The sequence below is a fragment of the Methanocella arvoryzae MRE50 genome (genome assembly GCF_000063445.1).
Lineage (GTDB): Archaea > Halobacteriota > Methanocellia > Methanocellales > Methanocellaceae > Methanocella_A > Methanocella_A arvoryzae.
In genome coordinates, this window is record NC_009464.1 from 281,696 (window position 1) to 304,426 (window position 22,731).

General features: G+C 52.8%; 19 protein-coding genes and 1 tRNA gene. 9 read left to right on the top strand and 11 right to left on the bottom strand.

The window, feature by feature from the left end; all coding sequences use genetic code 11:
- Position 1: 1 nt before the first annotated feature.
- Together fdhF and RCI_RS01430 are read right to left on the bottom strand one after the other, a co-directional pair.
- Positions 2-2,059, bottom strand: a complete 2,058-nt coding sequence (gene fdhF / locus RCI_RS01425) for a formate dehydrogenase subunit alpha (protein WP_012034604.1) — start codon at positions 2,057-2,059, stop codon at positions 2-4.
- 354 nt (positions 2,060-2,413) lie between these two features.
- Entirely contained in the window at positions 2,414-3,472 is a 1,059-nt protein-coding gene (locus RCI_RS01430) for an aminopeptidase (protein ID WP_012034605.1), read from the bottom strand.
- 270 nt (positions 3,473-3,742) lie between these two features.
- Here RCI_RS01430 and RCI_RS01435 point away from each other — a divergent pair, with 270 nt between their 5' ends.
- The 3 genes from RCI_RS01435 to RCI_RS01445 all read left to right on the top strand — a co-directional run bounded on the left by RCI_RS01435 (position 3,743) and on the right by RCI_RS01445 (position 7,329).
- Positions 3,743-4,954, top strand: coding sequence for a WD40 repeat domain-containing protein (locus RCI_RS01435; protein WP_231845000.1), 1,212 nt, complete (start codon positions 3,743-3,745; stop codon positions 4,952-4,954).
- A gap of 127 nt (positions 4,955-5,081) precedes the next feature.
- Positions 5,082-6,356, top strand: a complete 1,275-nt coding sequence (locus RCI_RS01440) for an ornithine cyclodeaminase (protein WP_048197810.1) — start codon at positions 5,082-5,084, stop codon at positions 6,354-6,356.
- 103 nt (positions 6,357-6,459) lie between these two features.
- The gene (locus RCI_RS01445) at positions 6,460-7,329 is read left to right on the top strand and encodes an aldo/keto reductase (RefSeq protein ID WP_231844900.1); all 870 of its coding nucleotides are present in this window, start codon (positions 6,460-6,462) and stop codon (positions 7,327-7,329) included.
- A 453-nt stretch (positions 7,330-7,782) separates the two neighbouring features.
- Here the strand turns inward: RCI_RS01445 and RCI_RS01450 are convergent, their stop codons facing one another.
- Positions 7,783-9,498 carry a hypothetical protein gene (locus RCI_RS01450; protein ID WP_158308844.1) on the bottom strand — a complete coding sequence of 572 codons (1,716 nt, stop codon included), beginning with the start codon at positions 9,496-9,498 and terminating at the stop codon, positions 7,783-7,785.
- A 61-nt stretch (positions 9,499-9,559) separates the two neighbouring features.
- A complete protein-coding gene (locus RCI_RS01455; protein ID WP_012034999.1) occupies positions 9,560-10,546 on the bottom strand; it encodes a transposase in 987 nt (328 codons plus the stop codon).
- A 412-nt stretch (positions 10,547-10,958) separates the two neighbouring features.
- Here RCI_RS01455 and RCI_RS01460 point away from each other — a divergent pair, with 412 nt between their 5' ends.
- Both RCI_RS01460 and msrA read left to right on the top strand, forming a co-directional pair.
- Positions 10,959-11,978: a TIGR03557 family F420-dependent LLM class oxidoreductase gene (locus RCI_RS01460; protein WP_231844901.1), complete on the top strand. Its 1,020-nt coding sequence runs from the start codon at positions 10,959-10,961 to the stop codon at positions 11,976-11,978.
- A 52-nt stretch (positions 11,979-12,030) separates the two neighbouring features.
- On the top strand, positions 12,031-12,522 hold the full coding sequence (gene msrA / locus RCI_RS01465) for a peptide-methionine (S)-S-oxide reductase MsrA (protein ID WP_012034612.1): 492 nt from the start codon (positions 12,031-12,033) through the stop codon (positions 12,520-12,522).
- 3 nt (positions 12,523-12,525) lie between these two features.
- Here msrA and RCI_RS01470 read toward each other — a convergent pair whose 3' ends face one another.
- Positions 12,526-12,894 carry a nucleotide pyrophosphohydrolase gene (locus RCI_RS01470; protein ID WP_012034613.1) on the bottom strand — a complete coding sequence of 123 codons (369 nt, stop codon included), beginning with the start codon at positions 12,892-12,894 and terminating at the stop codon, positions 12,526-12,528.
- A gap of 412 nt (positions 12,895-13,306) precedes the next feature.
- Here RCI_RS01470 and RCI_RS01475 point away from each other — a divergent pair, with 412 nt between their 5' ends.
- From RCI_RS01475 to RCI_RS01485, 3 genes are all read left to right on the top strand, one after another.
- Positions 13,307-14,002, top strand: a complete 696-nt coding sequence (locus tag RCI_RS01475) for a carboxypeptidase-like regulatory domain-containing protein (protein WP_269446506.1) — start codon at positions 13,307-13,309, stop codon at positions 14,000-14,002.
- 186 nt (positions 14,003-14,188) lie between these two features.
- On the top strand, positions 14,189-15,019 hold the full coding sequence (locus tag RCI_RS15610) for a DUF5667 domain-containing protein (RefSeq protein WP_012034615.1): 831 nt from the start codon (positions 14,189-14,191) through the stop codon (positions 15,017-15,019).
- 58 nt (positions 15,020-15,077) lie between these two features.
- On the top strand, positions 15,078-15,710 hold the full coding sequence (locus tag RCI_RS01485) for a DUF2115 domain-containing protein (protein WP_269446507.1): 633 nt from the start codon (positions 15,078-15,080) through the stop codon (positions 15,708-15,710).
- Between the two features lie 213 nt (positions 15,711-15,923).
- Here RCI_RS01485 and RCI_RS01490 read toward each other — a convergent pair.
- Positions 15,924-16,001, bottom strand: a tRNA-Pro gene (locus RCI_RS01490).
- A 370-nt stretch (positions 16,002-16,371) separates the two neighbouring features.
- On the opposite strand from RCI_RS01490, the gene RCI_RS01495 reads away from it, so the two are divergent.
- Positions 16,372-16,938 (top strand): Lrp/AsnC family transcriptional regulator, encoded by a 567-nt coding sequence (locus tag RCI_RS01495; protein WP_012034617.1) that lies wholly within the window; start codon positions 16,372-16,374, stop codon positions 16,936-16,938.
- Between the two features lie 549 nt (positions 16,939-17,487).
- Here the strand turns inward: RCI_RS01495 and RCI_RS01500 are convergent.
- From RCI_RS01500 to RCI_RS01520, 5 genes are all read right to left on the bottom strand, one after another.
- Entirely contained in the window at positions 17,488-18,378 is an 891-nt protein-coding gene (locus RCI_RS01500; protein WP_231844902.1) for an NAD(P)/FAD-dependent oxidoreductase, read from the bottom strand.
- A 46-nt stretch (positions 18,379-18,424) separates the two neighbouring features.
- Entirely contained in the window at positions 18,425-18,661 is a 237-nt protein-coding gene (locus tag RCI_RS01505; protein WP_012034619.1) for a glutaredoxin family protein, read from the bottom strand.
- Positions 18,662-18,726: 65 nt separating this feature from the next.
- A complete protein-coding gene (locus RCI_RS01510) occupies positions 18,727-20,631 on the bottom strand; it encodes an aldehyde ferredoxin oxidoreductase family protein (protein WP_012034620.1) in 1,905 nt (634 codons plus the stop codon).
- 4 nt (positions 20,632-20,635) lie between these two features.
- Positions 20,636-21,052, bottom strand: coding sequence for a 4Fe-4S dicluster domain-containing protein (locus tag RCI_RS01515; RefSeq protein WP_012034621.1), 417 nt, complete (start codon positions 21,050-21,052; stop codon positions 20,636-20,638).
- A 167-nt stretch (positions 21,053-21,219) separates the two neighbouring features.
- Positions 21,220-22,596, bottom strand: coding sequence for a tetratricopeptide repeat protein (locus RCI_RS01520; protein WP_048197816.1), 1,377 nt, complete (start codon positions 22,594-22,596; stop codon positions 21,220-21,222).
- Positions 22,597-22,731 lie beyond the last annotated feature (135 nt).

The following is a 22,731-nucleotide window of genomic DNA, read 5'->3' on the forward strand; positions in this document are numbered from 1 at the left end:
ATCACGCCTCCTTGATCTTCTCTACTCTCACCGCACATACCTTGTATTCAGGTATCTTGGCGATCGGGTCGAGGGCGTTGTTCGTGAGGACGTTGGCGGGGCATTCCGCATAGTGGAAAGGCATGAACATGACGTTCTTCCTGATATCCCCGGTCACTCTGGCAGCTACCTGCACTTCTCCGCGGCGGGTGATCGCCCGTACCATCTCATTGTTCCTGATACCGAGCGCCTTCGCGTCCTCGGTGTTTATCTCGATCCAGCCTGTAGGAGCCTCCCTCTCAAGGGATTCCGATCTCCTGGTCATAGACCCGGTGTGCCACTGCCAGATGCACCGCCCGGTCGTCAGGATGAACGGATACTCCGCATCCGTGACCTCGGCAGGCGGCTTGTACTCGATGGGAGTAAAGACGCCGAGCCCGTCGGGGTTAGCGAACTTCTGGGTATGCAGAATTGGGGTTCCCGGGTGGTCGGCGGCCGGACAGGGCCAGTGCAGGCCTTCCGGCTCAAGGCGCTTGTAGCTCATACCGCCGTAAGATGGGGTGACTCTGGCGACCTCGTTGAAAATTTCCTCCGGGCTCTTGAACGAGAACTGTTTCTCGAAGCCCATCTTGCGCCCGAGCTCACAGAGTATCTCCCAGTCAGCCTTCGCTTCTCCGGGCGGGTTTACGGCCTTATGCCATCTCTGGACTCTGCGCTCGGTGCTGGTTTGCGTCCCGTCCTTCTCCGCATAGCAGGCTGCCGGCAGAACGACGTCTGCAAGCTGTGCCGTCTCGGTCAGGAAGATGTCCTGTACCACGAGGAATTCCAGGTTCTTCAGGGCATGCTCTACGTGTTTGAGGTCCGGGTCGGAGATCATCGGGTTCTCTCCCATGATGTAGATAGCCTTGAGTTTAGGCGGGTTCTCGGTCAGCACGTCCATCATTTCCGTAACCGTGTACCCGATCTTGCCACCGGCGACATCACAGCCCCAGGCCTCCTTCATCTTCTTGACAGCCGGCTCATCGATCACTTTCTGGTAACCGCTATACACGTTGGGCAGGCAACCCATGTCGCAGGCGCCCTGCACGTTGTTCTGGCCTCTGAGAGCGTTCACGCCTCCGCCGACTTTCCCGATGTTGCCGGTGAGCATCAGCAAGTTGGCAACCGACTTCACGTTGTCCACGCCGGTAGTGTGCTGAGTGATGCCCATAGAGTAGAGAAGGCATGCTGAAGGTGCCGTCGCAAACCATTCGGCCGCCATCGCGATATCTTTGGCAGGTATGCCGCTGATGCCGGAGACGTTCTCCAGGCTGTACTCGGGCTTCATCACGACTGCTTTCAGCTTCTCGTAGTCTTTTGTGCGGTTCTCGATGTACTCCTTCGCTTCCCAGCCATTCTTTATGATGTGCTGCATCATGGCGTTGAGAATCGCTACGTCCGTGCCGGAGTAAAACGACTTATACAGATCGGCCTGTTTTGCCGTCGGGGTGTACCTCGGGTCGAAGACGATGACCCTGGCACCCTTCTGCTTCGCCCTGACGATGCTGCGGCCGATGAGCGGGTGCTGCTCAAAGGTATTGCTGCCCAGGACGAAAACACACTTCGATTCGGCGATGTCCTGGATGTTGTTTGTCATAGCGCCGGACCCGAAGGAAGCAGCAAGGCCGGCGACTGTCGAAGAGTGGCACAGACGGGCGCAGTGATCAACATTGGGAGTCTTTAGCACAGCCCGTGCAAACTTTTGCATCAGGTAGTTTTCCTCGTTGGATACGCGTGCCGAAGCGAGACAGGCCATTTCCTCAGGTTTATAAGTCTTGAGTTTAGTGGCAATCAGCTCGTACGCCTCGTCCCAGGATGCCTCGACCAGTTTGCCGTCCTTTTTTATGAGCGGTTTAGTCAGCCGGTCTTTCCGGTGGATGAACTCGTGGGCATAGCGTCCCTTTGGACAGAGCTTTCCTTCGTTCACAGGATGACGCTGCCATGCTGCCACACTGACGACTTTCTCGTCACGCACGACAAGGTTCAATCCACACCCCGTACCACAGTACGGGCAAGTTGTGGAAACTATTTTTAGTTCCATTATATAAGCCTCGGATACTTATCGATTAATAAATAAATGATTAAAACCAGGTTAGCTTAAATATATGTCAATCGCTTGCTGTAAATATAATAAAAATAAGTAATTATTATAAGTATCTATTATTTTGTATTTCAAAAAAACCTAAAAATTTATCGGAGAACAGCGCTACTGTATATATAGTATGCCACAGTAAATTTCAAAATTTCGTAATATTTGGATCAATAATTCGTCAAGGATAATCAAAATAGATTTTTATAATAATATGTAGTAATTACAATTGGTTGCGGCACGCAGAGGTAATTATCGTAAAGAAATGAAGTTGCATACCGCCGAATGGGTTTTATAAAAAAAAAATTAAAGCCGTAGATCCCCGTTCTTCATGATCTGCCTCTCGTCCACCCACATGGACGGCCGCAAAATCAGGCAGTCCTGGTGGATAAGCGCAGGCGCATCGTGATCGAAGTTCTCCCCTATGGCGAAGTGGATGGTCTTCAGGGCTTTTTCGGCTTCCAGGAGATTCGTCGACGGGCCTGCCATCGGGTTCATGCCGATGCCTAGTTCGCCGATGTGCCTTGCGTTCTTCTCGTGCTCTTTCAGGCCTTTGTCCCTGGCCATCTGCTCGCCCTTCCTGATAACGTTTAGCAGCGCCCTGGCAGTCTCGCCGCCCTGCACGTCTGTGACCAGGCCGTCCATTACTGTGACCTGGACGGGCTTGTCGGGCAGGACCGAGGCGTTGTCGAGCGTGATCGTGCTGTCGAAGACCATGATGCCGTTGCATTTTCCCACTACAGGAGACAGGAAGACTTCACCGCAGGGCAGGTTTCCGAAGAGGCCTGCGTGCCGGAGATCGCCGTCATCAGCATGAGCTTTTCTGCCTTTGATGGAAAGCGTCACATCGGTGCCGCCGGGGGATGTCACCCGTATTTCGTTGCCTTTGTCGAGCACGTCAGAGAGGGCTTTGATCCTTTCTCTCATGGCCGCATAATCGATGTTCATGCACCGCTCGAAGATGTCCTTGATGCCCGGCCGGCCAGTGAGGACTCCCCGCATCCGGCGATCGCCGTAGATCAGCATTCTGAAAGCGTTGTCGTGCTTCTTGCCATCCCTGCCTACGTAGCCGATGTTGACGCCGAAGGGATCGGAACCATAATGCGCTTCTCCGCAGGAGATGGTGATGTCCGGCTTTGCCCGGATCGCTTCCAGCACCAGCCGCTCGGTGAACTCAATCCGGGCTCGCTTATCCTGTACCATGATCACCGGCTTGCCGCCGAGCGCTTTCGTCGCGTCATACAGAGCCTGAGATACCTCGAACCAGTCCCCTCCCGGGTTGGTGATGATCAGCACTTCCTCGCCTTCGCGCAGGCCGAATACTTCTTTCATGGCGGCGTTGGCCGCATCAGAGAGTTTGCTCATCTTTATGCCTCTGTAAAAATCGGATCACCGATATAGATGGTATAATATCCACCACCATATGACGTTGCCTGTATTAATAATCAGATCAAGACATATTATGCGGAAGCACACAGTCCTGACTATGTATGGACTCTGCTGGCCGGAAAATCTTTTTTATTTAAACGCCAATTATACGCCAGGTGTCTGGTATATAGTCGCCAGCTGGTGATAATCACGAAAATTTCGAAGGGTATTGAAGCTAAACCGGTAAAATGCATCGTTGTGGTAGCAATGATCCTGGCAGCCCAGGCATTCCTTTTCACATCCCCCGTACTTTCAGCTCCCGCGGCCACATCGCCGGCATGGACGTATGCAGCAGGCGTGGAAGTTAAATCGGTGGCTGTTTCGGCCCTGGGTGATCTGGTCGTCCTTGGTACCGGGGATAACAAAGTGATCGCATTCAACAGCACCGGAACCAGGCTCTGGGAGAAAAGCGTGAGTGACATACCTGTGAACGTGGTTGTATCTGCGGATGGCACAGTGGTAGCGGCTAACCTCTGGGGAGGCCACGTGGTTACCTTTGACAGGGAGGGCTCAGAGCTCGGCGACTACCCGGTCAACGATTACATCAGCGGCATTGCAATATCCGACAATGGCAACGACATTGCGGCCGGCAGCTGGAACAGCTATGTCTACCTGATCAGCCGTTTCGGCACAGGAACCTGGTACTCTAAAACGGAAGATCAGATAAGCGCTGTCGCCATTTCAGGGGACGGAAACACGATCGTTGCCGGCGGAAGAAACGGGGCGGTCACAGCCCGGGACAGAATGGGCAACCAGCTGTGGGCTCACGAGCTCATATCACCCGTCTCTGCCGTCGCCACTTCGAGAAACGGCGACCTGATAGCAGTAGGGATGCAAAACGGCAGGGTCACATTCTTCGATCGCAGCGGCAAACTGCTAAAAGAGTCCAGCACAGACAGCATAGTCAACACCTTAAGTATGACGTACGCCGGGGATCTTATCATTGTGGGCACAGCCAACTCCGGCATATTTGCCTTCGACGGCCAGGGTAACAAGCTGTGGGATGCAGGCAACGGTAACGCAATTAAAAGCACGGCCGTATCGAATTATGGCATGGTCGTCGTAGGAGATGTCGAAGGGGTCATAACCGGCTACGGTGCTAACGGCCAGAAATCAGCCCGGTTCCAGGCGGGGAATGTCATTAACAGCGTCGCCATCGCTACCGGCGGGGACCTGGTCGCAGCAGGCAGCAGCGATGGGAAGGCTTATGTCTTCGACAACAGAGCGGGCACCTTCGTGCCTAAGATAATAGTGACAGCTACACCTATTCCGGTGCAAACTCCTACACCCACCGCGGCGCCGACAGTTCAGGCAACTGCAACGCCGGCCCCTGCCGGGAGTCAGATGATCGGCCTGATCAGCATAATAGCTATCGCCATGGCTCTGGGCATTGCAGGTACCGGAGGTCGTAAAAAGTAAAGCCGATCGATATACCCGGGCAAATTGAATATGAGGTATTCGGTGGAAATATCTTGTTTCGATGCCAGATTATACATAGTATGGCCGCATATGGAAAATAGAACTTTCACAACCAATGGTGAAACCTATGCAAGCAATGCGAGAGATTGAACTGAAAGGACACATCATAGACTCCCTCCTGCTTCCCAGGATCTTCGACAAGGTCATGGATATGGAAGGAGAATTCGAGATCCTCCAGTTCGATATCGGCAAGAACAAAACCGATACGAGCTATGCCCGGCTCATGATCAAGGGCAGAGATAACGAACACCTGGAGGACATTATCGGCGAGCTCCACCGGCTCGGAGCCCAGCTGCCGGAGGCAGAGGACGTGGTAGTCGCCACCGCCCCGAAGGACAAAGTGGTGCCGAAGGGTTTCTACTCCACTACCAATCACCAGACTTACGTAAAGATCGCCGGCGAGTGGAAGCAGGTGCAGAACCAGAAGATGGACTCGATGATTGTTATTAAGGACGGAGTCCCTTCCTGCGTCACTCTCGGCCACATCAAGAAAGGCGACCAGGTCGTCATCGGGAAGAAAGGCATCAGAATCGTGCCCCCGGAAAGGCCCCGCGGCCACTCGATATTCGAGTTCATGGGCGGCCAGGTATCGTCAGAGCGGCCTTCCCAGTCGCTGATTAAGCAGATCGCTGAAGAGATGCTGGAAGTCAAGGCCAGAGGCGGCCGCATCGTCATTGTAGGCGGCCCTGCTATAGTCCACACCGGAGGCCAGTCAGCGCTGGCTGAGATGATCCGGAACGGCTACGTCGACGCCCTCCTCGCCGGAAACGCGCTCGCAGCACACGATATAGAGTACAACCTGTACGGTACTTCGCTGGGCATGAACCTGAATACAGTTGAACTGGCACCGGAAGGCCACAAGCACCACATTTACGCCATCAGCGAGATAACGAGGGCGGGCTCCATCAAGGCTGCGGTAGAAAGCGGCATCCTCACTGGCGGCATCATGTACGAGTGCGTGAAAAACAACGTGCCCTTCGTGCTCGCAGGCTCCATAAGGGACGACGGACCCCTTCCCGACGTCATCACGGACACCATGAAGGCGCAGGACATGATCAGAGAGCAGCTTAAGGGCGCTGATATTGTGTTAATGATGGCCACCATGCTGCACTCTATCGCAGTAGGCAACTGCCTGCCGTCTTCAGTCAGCACGATCTGCGTCGACATCAACCCGTCCACCGTCACCAAGCTGATGGACAGGGGCAGCGCGCAGGCGATCGGCATCGTCACTGACGTAGGCACCTTCCTGCCGTGGCTGGCCGAAGAGCTGATGGCACTCAAGAAGAACAAGCCAGAGGCCTGCATTTGCATAAAAAACGAGCCTTCGGCTAAAAAGTATTAAGGTTGGTAGTCCGAGCCGAAGGCTCGGATAATCCTCATTCAACGGTACAAAACATAGGTACAATATATAAAAAATGAGCCCTACCCTGTAAAATTGGGAGATCATGGCGGAGATCATCTCGATGGAAAAAATCGATACCCGACCTCTTGGCAAGACCGGTATCAATACGACTATTGTCGGCCTCGGCGGTGAAGGTGTCCTTAGGACGTTCGGCAAGACAGGGGCAGCCAGAGAGGTCATCAGCGAAGCTTACAGCCAGGGCATCCAGTACTTTGACTCCGCCAGGGCCTATGCGGGCAGCGAAGGCTACTACGGCTCCTACTGGCCTTACAATAAAGAAGCCCGGAGCCAGATTTTCCAGACCAGCAAGTCTGCTTCCCGGGACTACGATGGCGCGATGGCCGATCTCAGGACTACTTTAAGAACCATGGGCCTCGACTACCTCGACCTTTGGCAGATCCACGACGTCCGGACCAAAGAGGATATTCTCGCCATTGAAGGGCCCGGCGGTGCCCTCGACGCATTTCTCGAGGCCAGAGACCGGGGTCTCGTCAGGCATATCGGCGTTACGGGTCACCATAATCCGGCGATTCTCTCTTATTGCGTCGATAACTGGCCCGTCGATACGGTGCTCCTGCCGGTGAACCCGGTAGAAGGGGCGCTTGGAGGCTTTTTAACCCAGACGCTGCCGATAGCAGTCGAAAAAGGCATCGGCGTCATCGGGATGAAAGTGCTGGGAGCCTCGAACTACATCTACGAGGAACTGGGAGCGACGCCTGAACTACTGATGAGATACGCGCTCTCTCAGCCGGTATCGCTCATCATTGTGGGGTGCTCGAGTCCGGCGGAAGTGCAGACCCTCGCCAGAGCTGGCAGGGGCTTTAAGCCGATGTCTGCCGAAGAGCAGGAGAAGGTAGTAAAGGTCTTCAAGCCATTCAGCAAACAGCTTGCCAATTACCGCGGGACTTTCTGACCTGGCGCTCAGCGGATGTCCCCGACCGCTTTTGTGTTCCATGAAAAATCTGGGTCAGGGAGGTATTGAGAGGTCGGAGGGGAGGTCGGAGAGGTTCATGGAGTTCAGAGAGAACGTTCAAGCTGGGAGGTCAGGGAGGTCATGGAGGTCAGAGAGGAGGTTATGTGAGGCACCAGGAGGTCAGAGAGAATATCTTTAAAAAATCCTCCCAAACCTTTCCACACTCCCCAACCTCCTCTCAGACCTCGATACCCTCTCCAACCTCCCAGCTTGAAAATCCTCCCCCGCCTCCCGGGAACTCCCCGACCTCCAGGAGTTTTTCACCGGCTTAAATAGAAAAACCAGTTTTCATGAGACGAGTGCTTAGAGGTCTCGCCCAGGCTGTTCTGTTTCGAATAAATAAAATAGTTCTGCCAGCTGGCATTTGTAATGCCGGGCTGGCAGATAATGCACTTATTCTTCCTTGTTTCTGCGCCTGTACAAGCCGAGGCCGACTGTCCCTACGACGAGCAGCGGTAAGACCACTGACGATAAGCAGGGCAGTCCGCCGGTCTTCACCGGCGTGGCATCGGGAGCATCAGTCGGGCCAGGGGTCGCCGTCACATCAGGTGCTGTAGTAGCGGCACTGGTGGGCGCTGCGGTCACTGCTGCAGTCGGCGTCCTGGTGTCCGGGGTGCCGTTTACCACGTAGAACGTGAACTTCGCGGGCTCGCCGAAGTACCCGTGGTTAGTCCAGAACATCCTGACCTCCGGGTGGTAGGTGCCGTTCATTTCGGGGGCGGTATACGTGAAATTGACGTTGATGCTCTGGCCCGGCCGGACTATGGTTCCGATCGGTATCGTGTAGTTAGTCATGTTGAAGTACTTCATGTCTTCACTATCGCTGGAGGGCGCCAGGATCGTGCCATCCTGGAACGTCCAGGGCATCGTGCCGTTGTTCGTCATGACGAGCGTCAGGTAGTAGGATTTGCCCGCGTCCATGACAAAGGCGTCTCTCGGCGAAACGAACCTGGCGTCTGGCACAGGAGTAAAGTCCTTGTCGAGCTGGGCCAGATAAGTGTCCGGTACACCGCCCTTGACCTTAGTATGTCCGGCTACCACGTAGCTGCCGTTCCCGATCTGCAGGACTGCCGGGCTATAGGATATACCGACCCCTTTCAGTTCTTTCTCCCAGAGTACGTTGCCCTGAGAATCCGTGCGGGTCACCACAGTGACATTAGCCTGGCCCTCTTTGTCTCCCCCAACGAATATGTAGCCGTCGTCCCAGGTCTGCTGAATTGAGTAGATACCGCCCCAGGGCTTATCGTACACCTTGTACCACTGCATGTTACCCTGCGCATCAGCCTTGACTATCTGCTTATGGTAACCGTTTCCACCGGACCAGATGTAGCCGCCGTCATGGGTCTGCTGTACACCGATATGGAATGTATCCTGGCGACCGTCAATCTGATCAAAGGTCTTAAACCACTGCTGGTTACCATCCGCGTCGACCTTCACAATTATAGCCTGGTACATGTTCTTGCTGTTCTTATTCATGGTCGAGCCACCTAAGATGGAGCCGCCATCGCTGGTGGGCCAGACCGAGTAGCAATAATCCGCGCCGCTTTTCTCATCACCGAAAAACGAGCCGTAAGTCTTTTGCCAGATCATGTTACCAGAGCCGTCGACTTTAGCCAGATACATATCCGTGCTCCGCTTATCGTTGTGGAGGACGTTTCCGGCCATAACATAGTTGCCGTCGGGCAGCTGGTGGACGGAGTAAATATCATCGCCAGTCCCGGATTCCCCTACCCGGGGATAAGCTTTGCTCCACTGCTCAGCACCGGTCTCGGACGTCTTGAGAAGATACGCTCCTTTCGCGCCACTACCGGCCACTATGTAGCCCCCGTCGCTGGTCTGCTTGACGGACTTTGCAGATGAAGCCGGGTAGGTTTGAGTCCACTCCAGGTTGCCCTGCCAGTCAGTCTTCGTTAAAAAGATAATGGGCAGGCCGCCTTTGCCGTTATCCGTCTCACCACAGATGATGAAGCCGCAGTCGCTGGTCTGCCAGACTGACTCGGCCTTATCGTTATTATCAGCTCCGCCGTAGCTCTTCTCCCAGGCTGTCGTCGGTGCCGTTGCCGCCGTGGCCAGGCCGCTGGCGAGCGCCAGAAACACGGACAGGCACACCAGACAATATAAAAGTAAATTTACTGGTCTGCTAATTGTAGTCATGAGACTTTTGCATAATTCACTCGATGATCGTTGTCCTGGGGTTTGCTCCCTGTTTAACCTGGTAGAGTACTTGTATCTGTCGTGCTATCAGGGTGAGTCCGGTCTTTACAGTAACTCGAAGGATTCCGGTAGTTTTTACTCGTTTTAAGGTGAGGTGCTCTTTCAACAGGTAGTTCGTGTACTCGCAGTGCATCCTGTTTTTATATAATTTGTTCATGGTGATGTCGTGGAAGGGGATGTACTCCTGTATTCGGTACCTGGGTAGCTCTTTCTTCGTGTTCCGCCGGTTAACTCGGTTGATCAATGGTATGCCGATCGGGTATATGCGTTCCAAGTGCTCTTTAGAGTCATAGGCAATGTCAGCGAACAATCCCTTAACAAGGAGTATGCGACTGCCCATTTTCCTCTGTAATGGCAGTAGTTGTGTAGTGTCATGCATGTTGGCAGGAGTGACAATACTGCAGATCGGCGCCAGTGTAATCAGATCGTAAAGTAAGTGGATTTTGTACCCGTAGTACATTTTATCATTGATGTGATCGTACCCCCATGAGGCCTCAGGATCACTCCGGGTGAACGCAGGGAGGCTGGTACTGTCTACCCCAACCATGCTCATGAAATCCGGGTTTTTCTTCCAGATCATGCTTGTCAACAGGACCATGATCCGGTCGGTGTCTACCTGGTCTTTGAATCTGCTGAACGTGCTCTCACTAGGTAATTGGTCGAAGCCGAGAATCCGCATTTTATAATTGTCGCCCTTGAGTATTCTTACTAGTTCACTGACACTCGAGAGATTTGCCAGTTCCATGTAGAGAAGTGCTCGTAGCAAGGCGATCCGACTGTACTGGGGAGGCCTCCCAATCTTATTATTCTTCTCGAGGTATCGGAAACGCTGCCAGTCAACCGCTTCCAGCATCATGAGCGGTATGTCAGAAAGTATTTTACAATGGCAATCGAAGCAAGAAACGGGCATCTGCCAGCCCGTACCAACGTTTTTACTATGCATAAAAACGCCAACGGCTGCAATGCCCATATACTTGTTATCGACTTATGCAAAAGTCACTGTAGTCATACCATTTACACCCTGTTGAATAGTAGTTGCCGTCACGCCCTAACCCCTGCAGCGTAACTTGCTATTAAACTCGCCGAATCTTTCGAGCGATAATAAAATAGCTTTCTATAATGTAACAATCCATTGATAGATATAGCTTGCTAGGCATGCAAAATAAGCCCGGTTTATGGTCATTTATCCGTTTTAGCTCTGGCATGTTCATTGGCCCGGGGCAGCTAAAAACTACTGTTGCAGGCAAGGTACGTTATAACCGGCATCACACGTTTTACCCGCGTACAGCAAAGCCTTTAGCGTTGCCGCGGACTTCGGCGGCAGGCGGGAGAACAGAGGCTGATGAAGTATGGTAATGTTAGGTATTAAGTTAGGTCCGGAAGAGTATCCCCCGGTAGAGTTGATGAACTACGCGATCGCCGCTGAGCAGGCCGGCTTCGACGCCATCGACGTAAGCGATCACTTTCACCCGTGGAGCGAGCTGGGACAGTCCTGCTTTACCTGGACGTGGCTGGGCGCTGCCGCTGCCCGGACAAACAGGATCTTGCTCGGACCGGGCGTTACGTGCCCGATTCTCCGCTACCATCCCGCAGTCATCGCGCAGGCTGCGGCTACAGTGGATAATTTTGCCCCGGGCAGGACATATCTGGGAGTCGGGACCGGCGAAGCGCTGAACGAATATTCTGCTACGGGCACCTGGCCCGGATACTCTGACCGGCAACAGATGCTTTTCGAGGCGATCGAGCTGATCAGGCGGCTGTGGGAGGGCGGCTACGTGACCTTTGACGGAGCGTTCTACAGCACCAGGAAGGCTCGACTATATACTCCGCCGACGACTCGGATACCCATCATCGTCTCTTCTCTGGTGCCGGGCAGCGCAGCCTTTGCCGGCCTGCAGGGAGACGGCCTCATCACAGTAGCCAGTGAGATGAGCATCATCAGACAGATAGTGGAAAATTTCGAGTCGGGTGCCACGCAGGCAGGTAAAGATCCGGAGAAGATGCCCCGCATGATCGAGCTGAACGTGATCTATGCCAGCGATATGCAGGCGGTTATGCAGGATTTCAAGAAATACTGGGCAGGCGCCATGGTACCTGCCCTCTTTAACCAGAACATCTATACTCCGTACATGTCGGAGATGAACGGGGCGATCGTAGGCGACGATACGCTAAAGAAGCGGCTCTGCATATCGAACGATCCCGAAGAGCATATCAAGTACATACAGCAGTTCATCGACCTCGGCTTCACCCACATATACGTTCATACTGCCGGGCCTGGACAGATAGACTTCATCAAATCTTACGCCCGGGACGTGCTGCCAGCACTGAGGGAACAAAACAAGGGCGCCGCCGGGGCAACAGAAGCTACTGCCTGATTATGATTACGGCAGATTTAAGAGCCCGGAACAAATATGATGATTGATGGATATGTCCGGGGAAAGACAGAGTTCAAAGCAGGAGAAAGCCACGTTCGGCGCAGGCTGCTTCTGGCACGTAGAGGACGCGTTTCTCAAAGAGCCGGGAGTGATTTCTACGCAATCGGGCTTTATGGGCGGCACAACGGAGAACCCGACTTACGAAGAAGTATGCACTGGCCGGACCGGCCACACAGAGGTCGTAGAGGTAACATACGATCCCGATAAGGTCACGTATGACAGGCTGCTGGACGTCTTCTGGAGCATCCACGATCCTACCCAGGTTAACAGGCAGGGCCCGGATATCGGCGTCCAGTACAGGTCAGTCATATTTTACCACAACGCAGAGCAGCAAAAGCTTGCTGAAGCGTCGCGGGAGCGCATCCAGAAAGCCTCGAGCAAGCCTATCGCTACCAGTATCGAGCCAGCAGGCAAATTTTACAGGGCGGAAGAGTACCACCAGCGCTACTTTGAAAAAACCGGACGAAGGTGTTGTGGAGTCTGATCCCTAAAATTCATCGTACTTTTTATTCGAGCCCCGGGCCAGCTCGACCGGATACTTAACCTCATTTTTCGCCATTTTCCTGTTAAACTCCGTAACCACGTCGATGTCATACAGCTGAGAAAACCGAAGCAGCGCAAAAAGAACGTCCGCAACTTCATCGCAGATTTCTTCCCGGGTCTCCCGCGCACTAAACAGCCGTTCCATCTCTTCACGGCTCTTGAACCTGAACAGCTCCAGCAGCTCGGCAGCTTCGACCGTGATGCTGATGGCCAGCTCTTTGGCATCGTGATACTGATCCCAGTCCCTCGCCTCGCAGAAGCTCTTTGTCCGCTCTTTCAGTACATCGATAGTGGTATCTCGATCGTCAGCCATTGAATCCCTCGCCGCAGAACACTGATGTATTACACTATTGCGTGCTACATTGTTGCGTGATACGTTGTTGCGTGCTATCGTATATGATCAGATGTATTTTTAGAATTCGGATACCTGTAACCAATAACAAATATTCCATATCATCGTGTAATTACCACAATAACGTTTTCAAATTTAAAAATACCATTCATTTACAAAAACTATTAATTTATTCTACACTAAATCGTTAGTTTAGGTGTGCGAGCGCTAATAATTAAGCGTGAGAGGCTCAAAAATGGAAAGTAGGCATATAAAGTGGATAGTATATATCATTGTTATTTTAGCATTTATAACTCAGACATCACTGGCAGCTACCCCGTTGCCGCCTGCCCTTCCGGAGCCTTCAGACCAGCCTGATATGCAGACTCCCATGATGTCAGTCTCACATACACAGCCATATACGATCTGGGGATATGTGAGAGATACCAATGGCAACCCGGTCAGTGCAGCAACGGTAACGATCGGCTCGCTAAGGCTTTCATCAAGGACAAACGCTGACGGGTACTACCAGGTCAGCGGCATCGGCTTTGCCACTGGCACAGCCTATTCGGCCTCGGCTTCAAAATCCGGATATGGCCAGGCTAACGGACAGTTCACCGTGAACGGCGGCGATACACACGTCGACTTCACCCTCATGGCACCCGTAACAACCCCAGGCCTGATAGCAGCACAGGCTGAACCGACTGCTACTGGCACTTCGATACAAGCCAGCCCTGCACCAGCCCGGATACCAACGCAATACTCGACACCGCTTCCGGCCGGACAACCTGCGAGTACCACCCCTGTAATAGAAAACATCAACAGGGTTGCACCTTACCAGCAGACTTCGGCAACGCCGACTCAAGCTCCGCCCATTATCACAGCATCCACCAATGCCACGATCAAACTGGGAGTAGACCTGAACGAAGAATCCAATCTGTCGACCATGATGATATCACCGAATAACGAAAGCCTGATCGATAGTGGCATGAACAATAGCAGCAGTTCCGCGATATCCAGTGGCAAACGTCAGGGAATCGTCGATATCGCCGGGGACCTGATTAACATAATATTGACTTTGTTCTGGTGATGGCTTAACGGACTGAAAAACAGATCTGGCAGTATACCAAATAAGTGCTAATTTTTCACATATAAGAGATATACTGCCAAATTTTTACAGTAACACGACAAAACTTATAAGCTCGAACGAATATGTGTTAATTATTCGGGGAATAGATAATCGGGGAATTCGGGATAAAACAGAGAAGGTGTATCTATGTCGAAGAAACCCCTGATCACAGTACTCTTAGTACTGGTACTCCTTGCAGCGGTCCCTGCCGCGTCTATGGCAGCGCCCGGCAAGATCAGCCCATATAAAGGCATGGTTGGAGCGGATTCTCCGCTCTATGGCTTGAAACTGCTTATCGAAGACCTTGACGAATCGCTGGCAGGCAGCAATACTGCCAAGCTACAGAAGCAGATTAACCATGCCCAGAAACGCCTTTCTGAAGCTATGGCTGCAGCCGAGGCTAACAACCCTGTGGCCATGGAATTGGCCTTGAGCGAGTACAACAGCGAGATCGACGACATCAACTCCACGATGGAGCAGGATGATGTCAGCGAAGAGCAGTACTCCGAAGTCGGCCCTGCAGTAGATGAGCAGCAACAAGCCTTAGAAGGAATGATCGACAACGGCAGTATTCCCGGCGATCTCAGGGACAGCCTGGCCGGGGCTTACAACAACAGCACCAAGATCAAAAACGGCAGGCCATTCATCTACTATAACAACACCACCTACTTCGTGCCGCCCGGCCACCTTAAGAACGGAGTAAACTCGACGTTCGTGCCGCCAGGCCTGGCCAAGAAAGGATACGTGGCACCCCAGCCGATCATAGTGAACGGAAGCCCGGCCTGGCCTTTCCCCGCCAACCTGACGGAGAATGCTAAGGACAAGAACAAAAATAAGGGCTATCAAGGCCTGACCGACGTGAACGCCACCGATACAGGAAAAAACAAGGATAAAAACAACGGCCAGAATAACGGCAAAGGCAACGGAAACGGAAACGGCAACGGCAACGGAAACGGAAACGGCAACAATAAAAGCTAGAGAAGGGCACCAGCCCTTCCACATCTTTTTTAAAACACGATCACCGCCAGCCATTTAAATATCCCGCTTATACAATTATCCGGGCCCGGAAGACCCGGACAGGTCATCTAAAATGAGCGGCAAAAACTTTCAGATATTTTCACTCGTTGCCAGAATAACTCTAAAAAGAGAGCTTGCCCAAGAACTTGCAGACGAAATCAACAGATTTTCCGTTTACGACCTGCAATACGTAAGCGCCCGTCTGGAGAAGGATATCAGTGACCTGCCCTCCCCATACAGAGAAAAGATCCGGCCATACTTTATGGAGCAGTACTTCGGCAGGTACAACCGAATCATGACCATGCGCGGCTCCGGGGAATTAGAGAAAATTGAGGGCGAGATCAAGGATCCGGAGCTTTTCCGGGACTTCTGTCGCATGATCACTGCACGCTATCCGGATCGAGAATTGCAGGACGAGCCAGAGGAATATACCCAGGGCTCGCCATTCAACAGCCTGTTTTACTACTTAATCAGCATATTTTATATGTTCGTGCTGGATGAGCCGGGCCATCCGGCAGGCATGCCATTCCCGGGCGGATTTACCGTCAGGGAGCACGATGGAGTGGTGTACTGCCCGATCAGAGATAAGGAAAAAGACGTGGAGTACTCGATCTGCAACTTCTGTCCTGCGAAGCAGGATGACGAGTTCTGATTATGTTCTAAGGGAACTGTTACTCGTCTTCACACGGATAGAGGCCGATAGTAGAAGAACTATTGTTCGCTTTTGGCAAAGGCATCAGCACAGGCGCAGGGGATTGTATGACGGATGGCGTCTCCGTGGCTGACAGGCCGGCCGATACCGGCGTCGGCCCTGAGTCGGATATCAATACAGAAATGCTATGACAAAAATGTGCTTTAATAGAATTGGTGGGGCCACCCGAATTTGAATCGGGGTCTCAAGACCCCCAGTCTTGAAGGATGGACCAGTCTACCCTATGGCCCCAGAACGTACTAAAGCGTACTGTATAGAGGTCTTTCACGTATATATCATTTCCGCCCGGACGAGACGATGACCGGGCTGAAACTAAGTTACCGGATATATGATATGGTGGAGCCATGGATTACTATTATATGCAGAACTATAGTGAGTCAATTAATATCCCCAATATACACATGCAGCACCCCAGTACTATCCTTTTCCCCGGACTTAGTTTCAACCTCCTTATAAATTATAAGCAAAAGTACAAAAAGGCTAAGGTGTTAATAAAATCATAGTATCCGGCAAGAGTAGCGTTAAAGCTGACAGTGTGAAACGCCGCGCATGCCGTTATTGCCCTTCAGCGAAAGCTTGGCGCTCATTTGATGGTGTTGTTATGGACCGGCTGGAACTAGATGACAGGGATCGCAAGATTATTGCTCTGTTCGAGCAAAACCCTGAAATTTCTCAGACACAGATCGCAGAATCAGTAGGGCTCTCCCAGCCTACAGTCGGGGCCAGGATCAACAAGCTCAAAAATTCGGGAGCCATAGCCACGAGTGTAGGCGTAGACCTGAAAAAGGCCGGCATGAACATCGCTAAGGTCGACATCTCTACCCGGGATTCCAATAAGATCATCGATATTTTCAAGAACTGCCCATATTTTTTGAACGCGATGATCGTATCGGGAAAAGAAAACCTTACCATATTATTTGCTGCCGAAGACATCGCGACCATCGAAGCCCTCGTGGGCCGCCACCTCCGCAGCGACCCATCGGTCACCAGCGTCGACTTCGGCATCGTCATATCTTCCGTCCAGAGCCTGAACATGCCCGTGAAGATCGGCTTCGAGAAAACCGACGTCTCGCCCTGCGGCTTCAAATGCTACGAATGCGAGTACTATATACACAACCAGTGCCTCGGCTGCCCGATGACCACTCACTACAAGGGCAAGTTCTGGTAAAAAAGTCAATAACTTTTACCATTTAAGGAACATCGACTATTCACTACAGAATAGTCTTTACGGGAATTTCGTGGACGTGTATATGATCAAGTAGTCGAACTTATTGCCCTTCTATATCCTCATGCGAATGCTGTCGAACGCTGCACTGTGCTTGCCAGTATTACAAGGATACTCGCAAACAGTTGTCTCTGCGTGGGTGAACGTACACGAACGCTGCGCTGTGCTAATCCACACAGATGCCACAGATTACGATTGATTCCACAGATTCCTCTGCTGAATCCACAGATTACTACACGATATCACAGAAGGAATACTCTAATACTATTTGATCACCGATCGCAATCTTAAGAGTACCGTGGATCAGCATATTTTTAGTTATCTGTAGAATCCGCCGCCATCTGTGCAATCCATAAGAAATCTGTGGAATCTGGCAGAATCATCAGATTCTGCATCATCCGTGGAATCTGTGAGATTTTGCACAGCGCAGCGTTCGTATTGCAGTCTCGAGAGAACTGGAACCTGTTTTGGCGCAGTAGTGAAACTCAAGTTTCACCTGTGTGTGCTCAGGTAAGTGTAGACATCCATGGCTGCCTTGGCGCCCTCGCCGGCGGCTACGATTACCTGTTTCTGGGGTACGTCGGTGACGTCGCCGCAGGCGTAGATGCCTTGTACGCTGGTGCGGCAGTACTCGTCTATGATGATTTCGCCTTTATCGTTGGTTTTGACCAGGCCTTTGAGGAAATCGGTGTTGGGGTCCTGGCCGATTTCCACGAAGACTCCGCCGACCTGCAGGGTTTTTTGCTCGCCCGCCTTCGATCGGATGTGGATGGCTTCCACGAAGTCTGTGCCGGTAATTTTTTCAACGGTATACCCCTGGAGAACGGTCACTTTGGGACTGGACATGATACGGTCTGCCAGGATCTGGTCTGCTTTGAGGGTGCTGCGGACGATCATGTATACCTTCGTGGCATAATGAGTCATTTCCAGCACTGATTCTGCGGCGGCATTGGCTCCGCCGACTACGGCTACGTCCATGTCTGCGAACAGCGGCCCATCGCAGGTAGTACAATAGCTGACACCACGGTTCTTGAACTCTTTCTCGCCGGGTACGCCGATCTCCCGCCAGTGCGCGCCTGTAGCGATTATGAGAGTCCGGGAATCGAAGTGTTTTCCGGTCGCAGTAGTTGTCCGGAACCGGTTTCCTATCCTCTCGACGCCCGTCACCCGGTCCATGACGATATCCTGGCCTAACTGCTTTATCTGCTCCTGCATTATTAAAGCCAGCTGCTTGCCGGGAATGATCTCGTGGCCGGGATAGTTCTCTATGTTGGCAGTCTTGCTCATCTGGCCTCCGATCGAGTCAGCGATCACGGCCAGGGTAAGGCCTTTTCTCTTCGCATAAAGGGCCGCAGTCAGGCCTGCAGGTCCTGCACCTATCACTACTGTATCAAACGTCAACCGCTACACCGTATAAAATTGATAATACCTAATGGTCTGATAAAAGCTTATTAATTTTCGGTGGGTTGAAGCCGACCATGACCTGGTCATCTATCACTATAACGGGGCAAACGTCGACACCGTACTGCTGTACCATCTCTTCGTGGGCCGGCTTGTTCTTCTGGATGTCGATATCCTCGAATTTGATACCCTTATCCTTCAGGAATGCTTTAGCCCTGTTACAGTCCTGGCACAGCGGCTTAGAGTAGATCCTGATGTTCTTCATATAAAACCTCACAGTGTTATTATTGTCGTAAAGTTATAGCTTATTCTCGTGCAGATAGCGGTCTTTCATGCGGTTGCCGGCGCTCCTGCTTCCTCCCTGGCCCGGTTGAGATCCCTTGAGACGTGCTCCAGCCCGAGCGATCGGAGCTTTTCCATGGTGGGGATTCCGCTTCTGTCCCAGCCTCTCGCCTCGTAGTAGGCGTCCAGCATAGGATCGAGATGGACGGTGCTTCCTGCTGCAGGCCCGGATGGCGCAGGCTCGGTGGTGAGCCGGTCCGGCAGCCGGTCATCCTTTCTGGTAAAGCCTTCCCGGACGTTGAAAGCCCGTTGTAGATTCCATATCCTCTCGCCAGCGAGCAACAGGCGGTCCGTGTCGTAGCTAAAGCCTGTGATCGCCGAGAGCTGGCGTGCGTACTGACTGGGCTCTACTGAGTACCCGATAATCGTAAACATACAGCATATCAGCGAGTTGACTGCGACGGAATAGTTCTGGGCAGGGATCAGCCACTGCGTTTTATTCGCCTCGGAAAGCGGGTCATACTGTTCCGGCATATTCAGCTCTTTAGACCGGAAGCCAAAGCACTCGGTCATTACCCCGAAAGGCCTCAGGTTGTCGCCGCCCCGGTTGTCGACGGCATACTGCAGGCCCATCGCCTTGCTACCCCGGGCCTCGAAGCCCGGCAGGTCCATATTTTTTACTGCCATGACGTACTGTTCCGAGCCTTTGCCGATCTTTTTGGCGGCTTCGGCCAGGCCGTCTGCCAGCACTGCGCCGAACTCCATGCGGGTGGCGATCTTGGGCACCATGGCGACCATAGCTTCATGGTTACCAAACCTGAGATCAAGCCCTCTCGTATCATGGCGATCGATGATGCCCCGCTCGTAAAGCTCCATAGCCCATGCGATCGTTTCCCCGGTCGTAACAGCGTCGAGGCCGTACTGATCGCACCAGAGGTTCGCCTGGGCGGCAGCCTCCAGGTTCCCGTTGCCGCACTGCGAACCAAAAGCCACTGTGGCATCGTAGTCAGGGCCTTTCCCCCTCAAACCGTGATATGGCCCGTAAGGAACGTTGATCAGCCGGGTGCAATAGATATTACAGCAGTAGCATCCCCGGGTTCTGGTCAGCATCGTCCCGGACATTTTTTGGCCGGATATGTCATGCGCATGCTCGAAGGTGCCCGACTGATGGTTTCGTGTTGGAAGCACCCCATGCTTGTTCACCATATCCATGATGCCAGTGACGCCGTTCTTCGGCAGGAGGCTGCCGGAGATAACGTTGTTGTATGTGCTATCCAGCAACTCATCCATGGACGCTTTATATGCGTCGGGATCTGCGGCATAAAAGCTCTGGGTACCTCTTACAGCGATGGCTTTGAGTTTTTTCGAACCCATCACGGCGCCTGTCCCGCCCCTGGCCGCCGATCGCTGATGATCATTCTGGATGCTGGCATACCTGACCAGGTTTTCGCCGGCAGGACCGATAGCGGTGACACTGACCTTTTTATCGTACAGCTCTTCCTTGACGAGCAGATCAGTCTGAAAGACATCTCTGCCCCAGAGGTTGCCAGCATCGTATAGCTGAGGCTCCCCGTCATCGATGAACAGATAAACGGGAGCCTCGCTCTGGCCCTGGACGATGATCCCGTCGTAGCCGGCCAGCTTTAGCTGGGTTCCCCAGTAGCCGCCGGCGTGCGAAGTCACCTGACAGCCAGTTAGCGGCGATTTTGTGGTAACGCAGTGTCTGCCGGAAGTCGGCGCCAGTGACCCGGTTACCGGGCCAGTCATGAATATGAGCCGGTTATCGGGCCCCAGCGGATCGCATGCTGCCGGGACTTCGTCGTACAGGTACTTGATTCCGAGGCCTTCGCCCCCGATGTAATCCCTGAGGGTAGCTTCGTCGGGCTTTTCGATAGTAAACCTGCCCCGGGTAAGGTCTACTCTCAGGAGCTTTCCAGTATATCCGCCGGGCATAAGATCACCCCAGCGCCCAGCTCAGGGCGTGAGTCGGGCAATATTTCACACACTGAGGTTCCCCGAGACAGAAATCGCATTTCCTCGGCATCCGGATGTCGGGGAAGAACTGGAGTACGTTGGTAGGGCAAACCTGAACACACTCTCCGCACCCGACGCACTTGTCCTCGTCCAGGCGGAAGATCCCCTGCTCGCTGGTAGTCAGAAGGTTAAAATCCTGGTAGAAGGCATCCATAGGACAGGCATCTGCACATCTGCCGCACTGGATGCAGATTCTGATCTTGTGAACGTCAGGAAATTCCAGGTCGACGATAATTCGGCCTCTCTTGGGGTTGAACGCCGACTCGTGCGCCCAAGTGCATATAGCTTCACAGCGATGGCAGTGGATGCATACGTTATCGTTCTTGGTCAGCCTGGCCATGACACATCTCCGGTATACACCGTGAGATTTAGGCTGCGCGGTTAAAAGACTAAGTAAAAAAAATGGCGTACATAGTCCTCAGGGCAGGACTACGTCCGTATGCTTATCTGTAAAAACTGGCACAGGTTCTGCAGAAGTGGGCCGCGTCAGGGCTTGCCCGGAAGGTATCAGATGCCGTACCGGGACTTGAGCTCATATATAACCATGTTGACTGCCCGCAACGTTTTACAGGCTTCAGCAGACCCTATGCCAGACTTATCGCCGGCCATGATCCTGTCGTAATATTCCAGGGCCTCTTCGACGTCTCTGCCGTTTTCTCCGAGATACTCTTCCAGACTGCCTTCGGCCTCGCCTTTTTCCACACCCGACAGCAGGCGCTTCAGGTAATCGAGCCTATTGTATAGAGAGGTATTCTGGATGCTGGTATAGTCCAGCAGTTGATCTCCTGTGAGCGAAGTCCGCAGAAGCACGTTCAGGAAGGCGTTGAGGGCGGTCATGGACTCCATGATAGAGACCGGGAAATGCTCTTCGTCATACAGCCGTCTGGCATTCAAAGTAAGCAACTTGTACAGGGACGGTTCCGACGAAAGCATCATTTTGACCAGCATGACGTCTTCGGAATTCAATACCAGTGGCTCGCCGGAAGCGGCTTCGGGAGAAACGTAGAGTTCTACGAGGTCGCCAAAGCCGTTTTTCATAGTAACCCGAGATATGGAGAACCGGGTTTTTCTCAGGGAGAAATTGATCTCCTCCCGGACCAGTACAAGTGTGCTCATGAACTTTTTCAGGTGCTCGAAGGCTTCTTCTTCTACTGGCTTGCTGTCATTGTCCTCGATCAGGCTCTGGATACTCTGGTAGGGCGCCTCGAACTCTACAGTTCCAGTGGTGGATTCAACCCCGTCCTCTCTGGGGACCAGCCCCTCGATCTTCACCATCTTACCAAAGTTCAGGTAAGTGATCGACTCGTTCAGGCCGATGGCGAAGCCGTGCAACTCAAAGTCGACCTTCGTGAGACAGGGTATGCCAGACGCCCGCATGTGCTCCAGTGCCCCGGCAGGCGAACTCCGGGCCCGTTCCTCTTCCTCTTTTCTCTTGATCTCCAGAGCCCTGGTAGCGACGACACTGTCGTAGATGGCCTTTTCCCTTTCCACGATATCGAGATAGTCACCGCCCAGTTCTTCCCCGAGTATCTTGAGCTCGATATAGTAGCTCTCGAACTCGTCAGGGGTCAGCACGCCAGAGATATGAAGCAGATTATAGAGAGTATTAAACATCGACTCTTTAGTCGCCACGTTCTTCTCCTTCTTGAGAGCGTACGACCGCTCCAGATAGTCCCGGGCTTCGGCATTCATACCGTCCCGGTGCAGAGCGATGCCAATGTTGTTCAGCGTCTCGGCAATTCCCTTATCGTCGCCAGCCCGCTCATAGATAGTGAGCGCAACATCAAACTCTTTCCTTGCCTGCCCGAACTTGTTCAGCGATAATAAGTAGTTCCCGTTCTGGAACCTGCGCGTTGCGATTTTCAGAGATTTTTCTGCATCCATGCCAGTCCGCCCATCCCTTGTAATATAAAGCGCAGTCACGGTATTTAAACATTTTAGTACGGAAGGCCTTTAGCCCTCATTTTTTGTAAGTCGCAAGATTTTTGAGCGGCGCACGCCTATTAAACTCAGGTTTGA

Bases quoted from the DNA above. Each gene is read 5' to 3' on its own strand.
- fdhF (WP_012034604.1), bottom strand. From the start codon at position 2,059: ATGGAACTAAAAATAGTTTCCACAACTTGCCCGTACTGTGGTACGGGG.
- RCI_RS01430 (WP_012034605.1), bottom strand. From the start codon at position 3,472: ATGAGCAAACTCTCTGATGCGGCCAACGCCGCCATGAAAGAAGTATTC.
- RCI_RS01435 (WP_231845000.1), top strand. From the start codon at position 3,743: ATGATCCTGGCAGCCCAGGCATTCCTTTTCACATCCCCCGTACTTTCA.
- RCI_RS01440 (WP_048197810.1), top strand. From the start codon at position 5,082: ATGCAAGCAATGCGAGAGATTGAACTGAAAGGACACATCATAGACTCC.
- RCI_RS01445 (WP_231844900.1), top strand. From the start codon at position 6,460: ATGGCGGAGATCATCTCGATGGAAAAAATCGATACCCGACCTCTTGGC.
- RCI_RS01455 (WP_012034999.1), bottom strand. From the start codon at position 10,546: ATGCATAGTAAAAACGTTGGTACGGGCTGGCAGATGCCCGTTTCTTGC.
- RCI_RS01460 (WP_231844901.1), top strand. From the start codon at position 10,959: ATGTTAGGTATTAAGTTAGGTCCGGAAGAGTATCCCCCGGTAGAGTTG.
- msrA (WP_012034612.1), top strand. From the start codon at position 12,031: ATGTCCGGGGAAAGACAGAGTTCAAAGCAGGAGAAAGCCACGTTCGGC.
- RCI_RS01470 (WP_012034613.1), bottom strand. From the start codon at position 12,894: ATGGCTGACGATCGAGATACCACTATCGATGTACTGAAAGAGCGGACA.
- RCI_RS01475 (WP_269446506.1), top strand. From the start codon at position 13,307: ATGTCAGTCTCACATACACAGCCATATACGATCTGGGGATATGTGAGA.
- RCI_RS15610 (WP_012034615.1), top strand. From the start codon at position 14,189: ATGTCGAAGAAACCCCTGATCACAGTACTCTTAGTACTGGTACTCCTT.
- RCI_RS01495 (WP_012034617.1), top strand. From the start codon at position 16,372: ATGGACCGGCTGGAACTAGATGACAGGGATCGCAAGATTATTGCTCTG.
- RCI_RS01505 (WP_012034619.1), bottom strand. From the start codon at position 18,661: ATGAAGAACATCAGGATCTACTCTAAGCCGCTGTGCCAGGACTGTAAC.
- RCI_RS01510 (WP_012034620.1), bottom strand. From the start codon at position 20,631: ATGCCCGGCGGATATACTGGAAAGCTCCTGAGAGTAGACCTTACCCGG.
- RCI_RS01515 (WP_012034621.1), bottom strand. From the start codon at position 21,052: ATGGCCAGGCTGACCAAGAACGATAACGTATGCATCCACTGCCATCGC.
- RCI_RS01520 (WP_048197816.1), bottom strand. From the start codon at position 22,596: ATGGATGCAGAAAAATCTCTGAAAATCGCAACGCGCAGGTTCCAGAAC.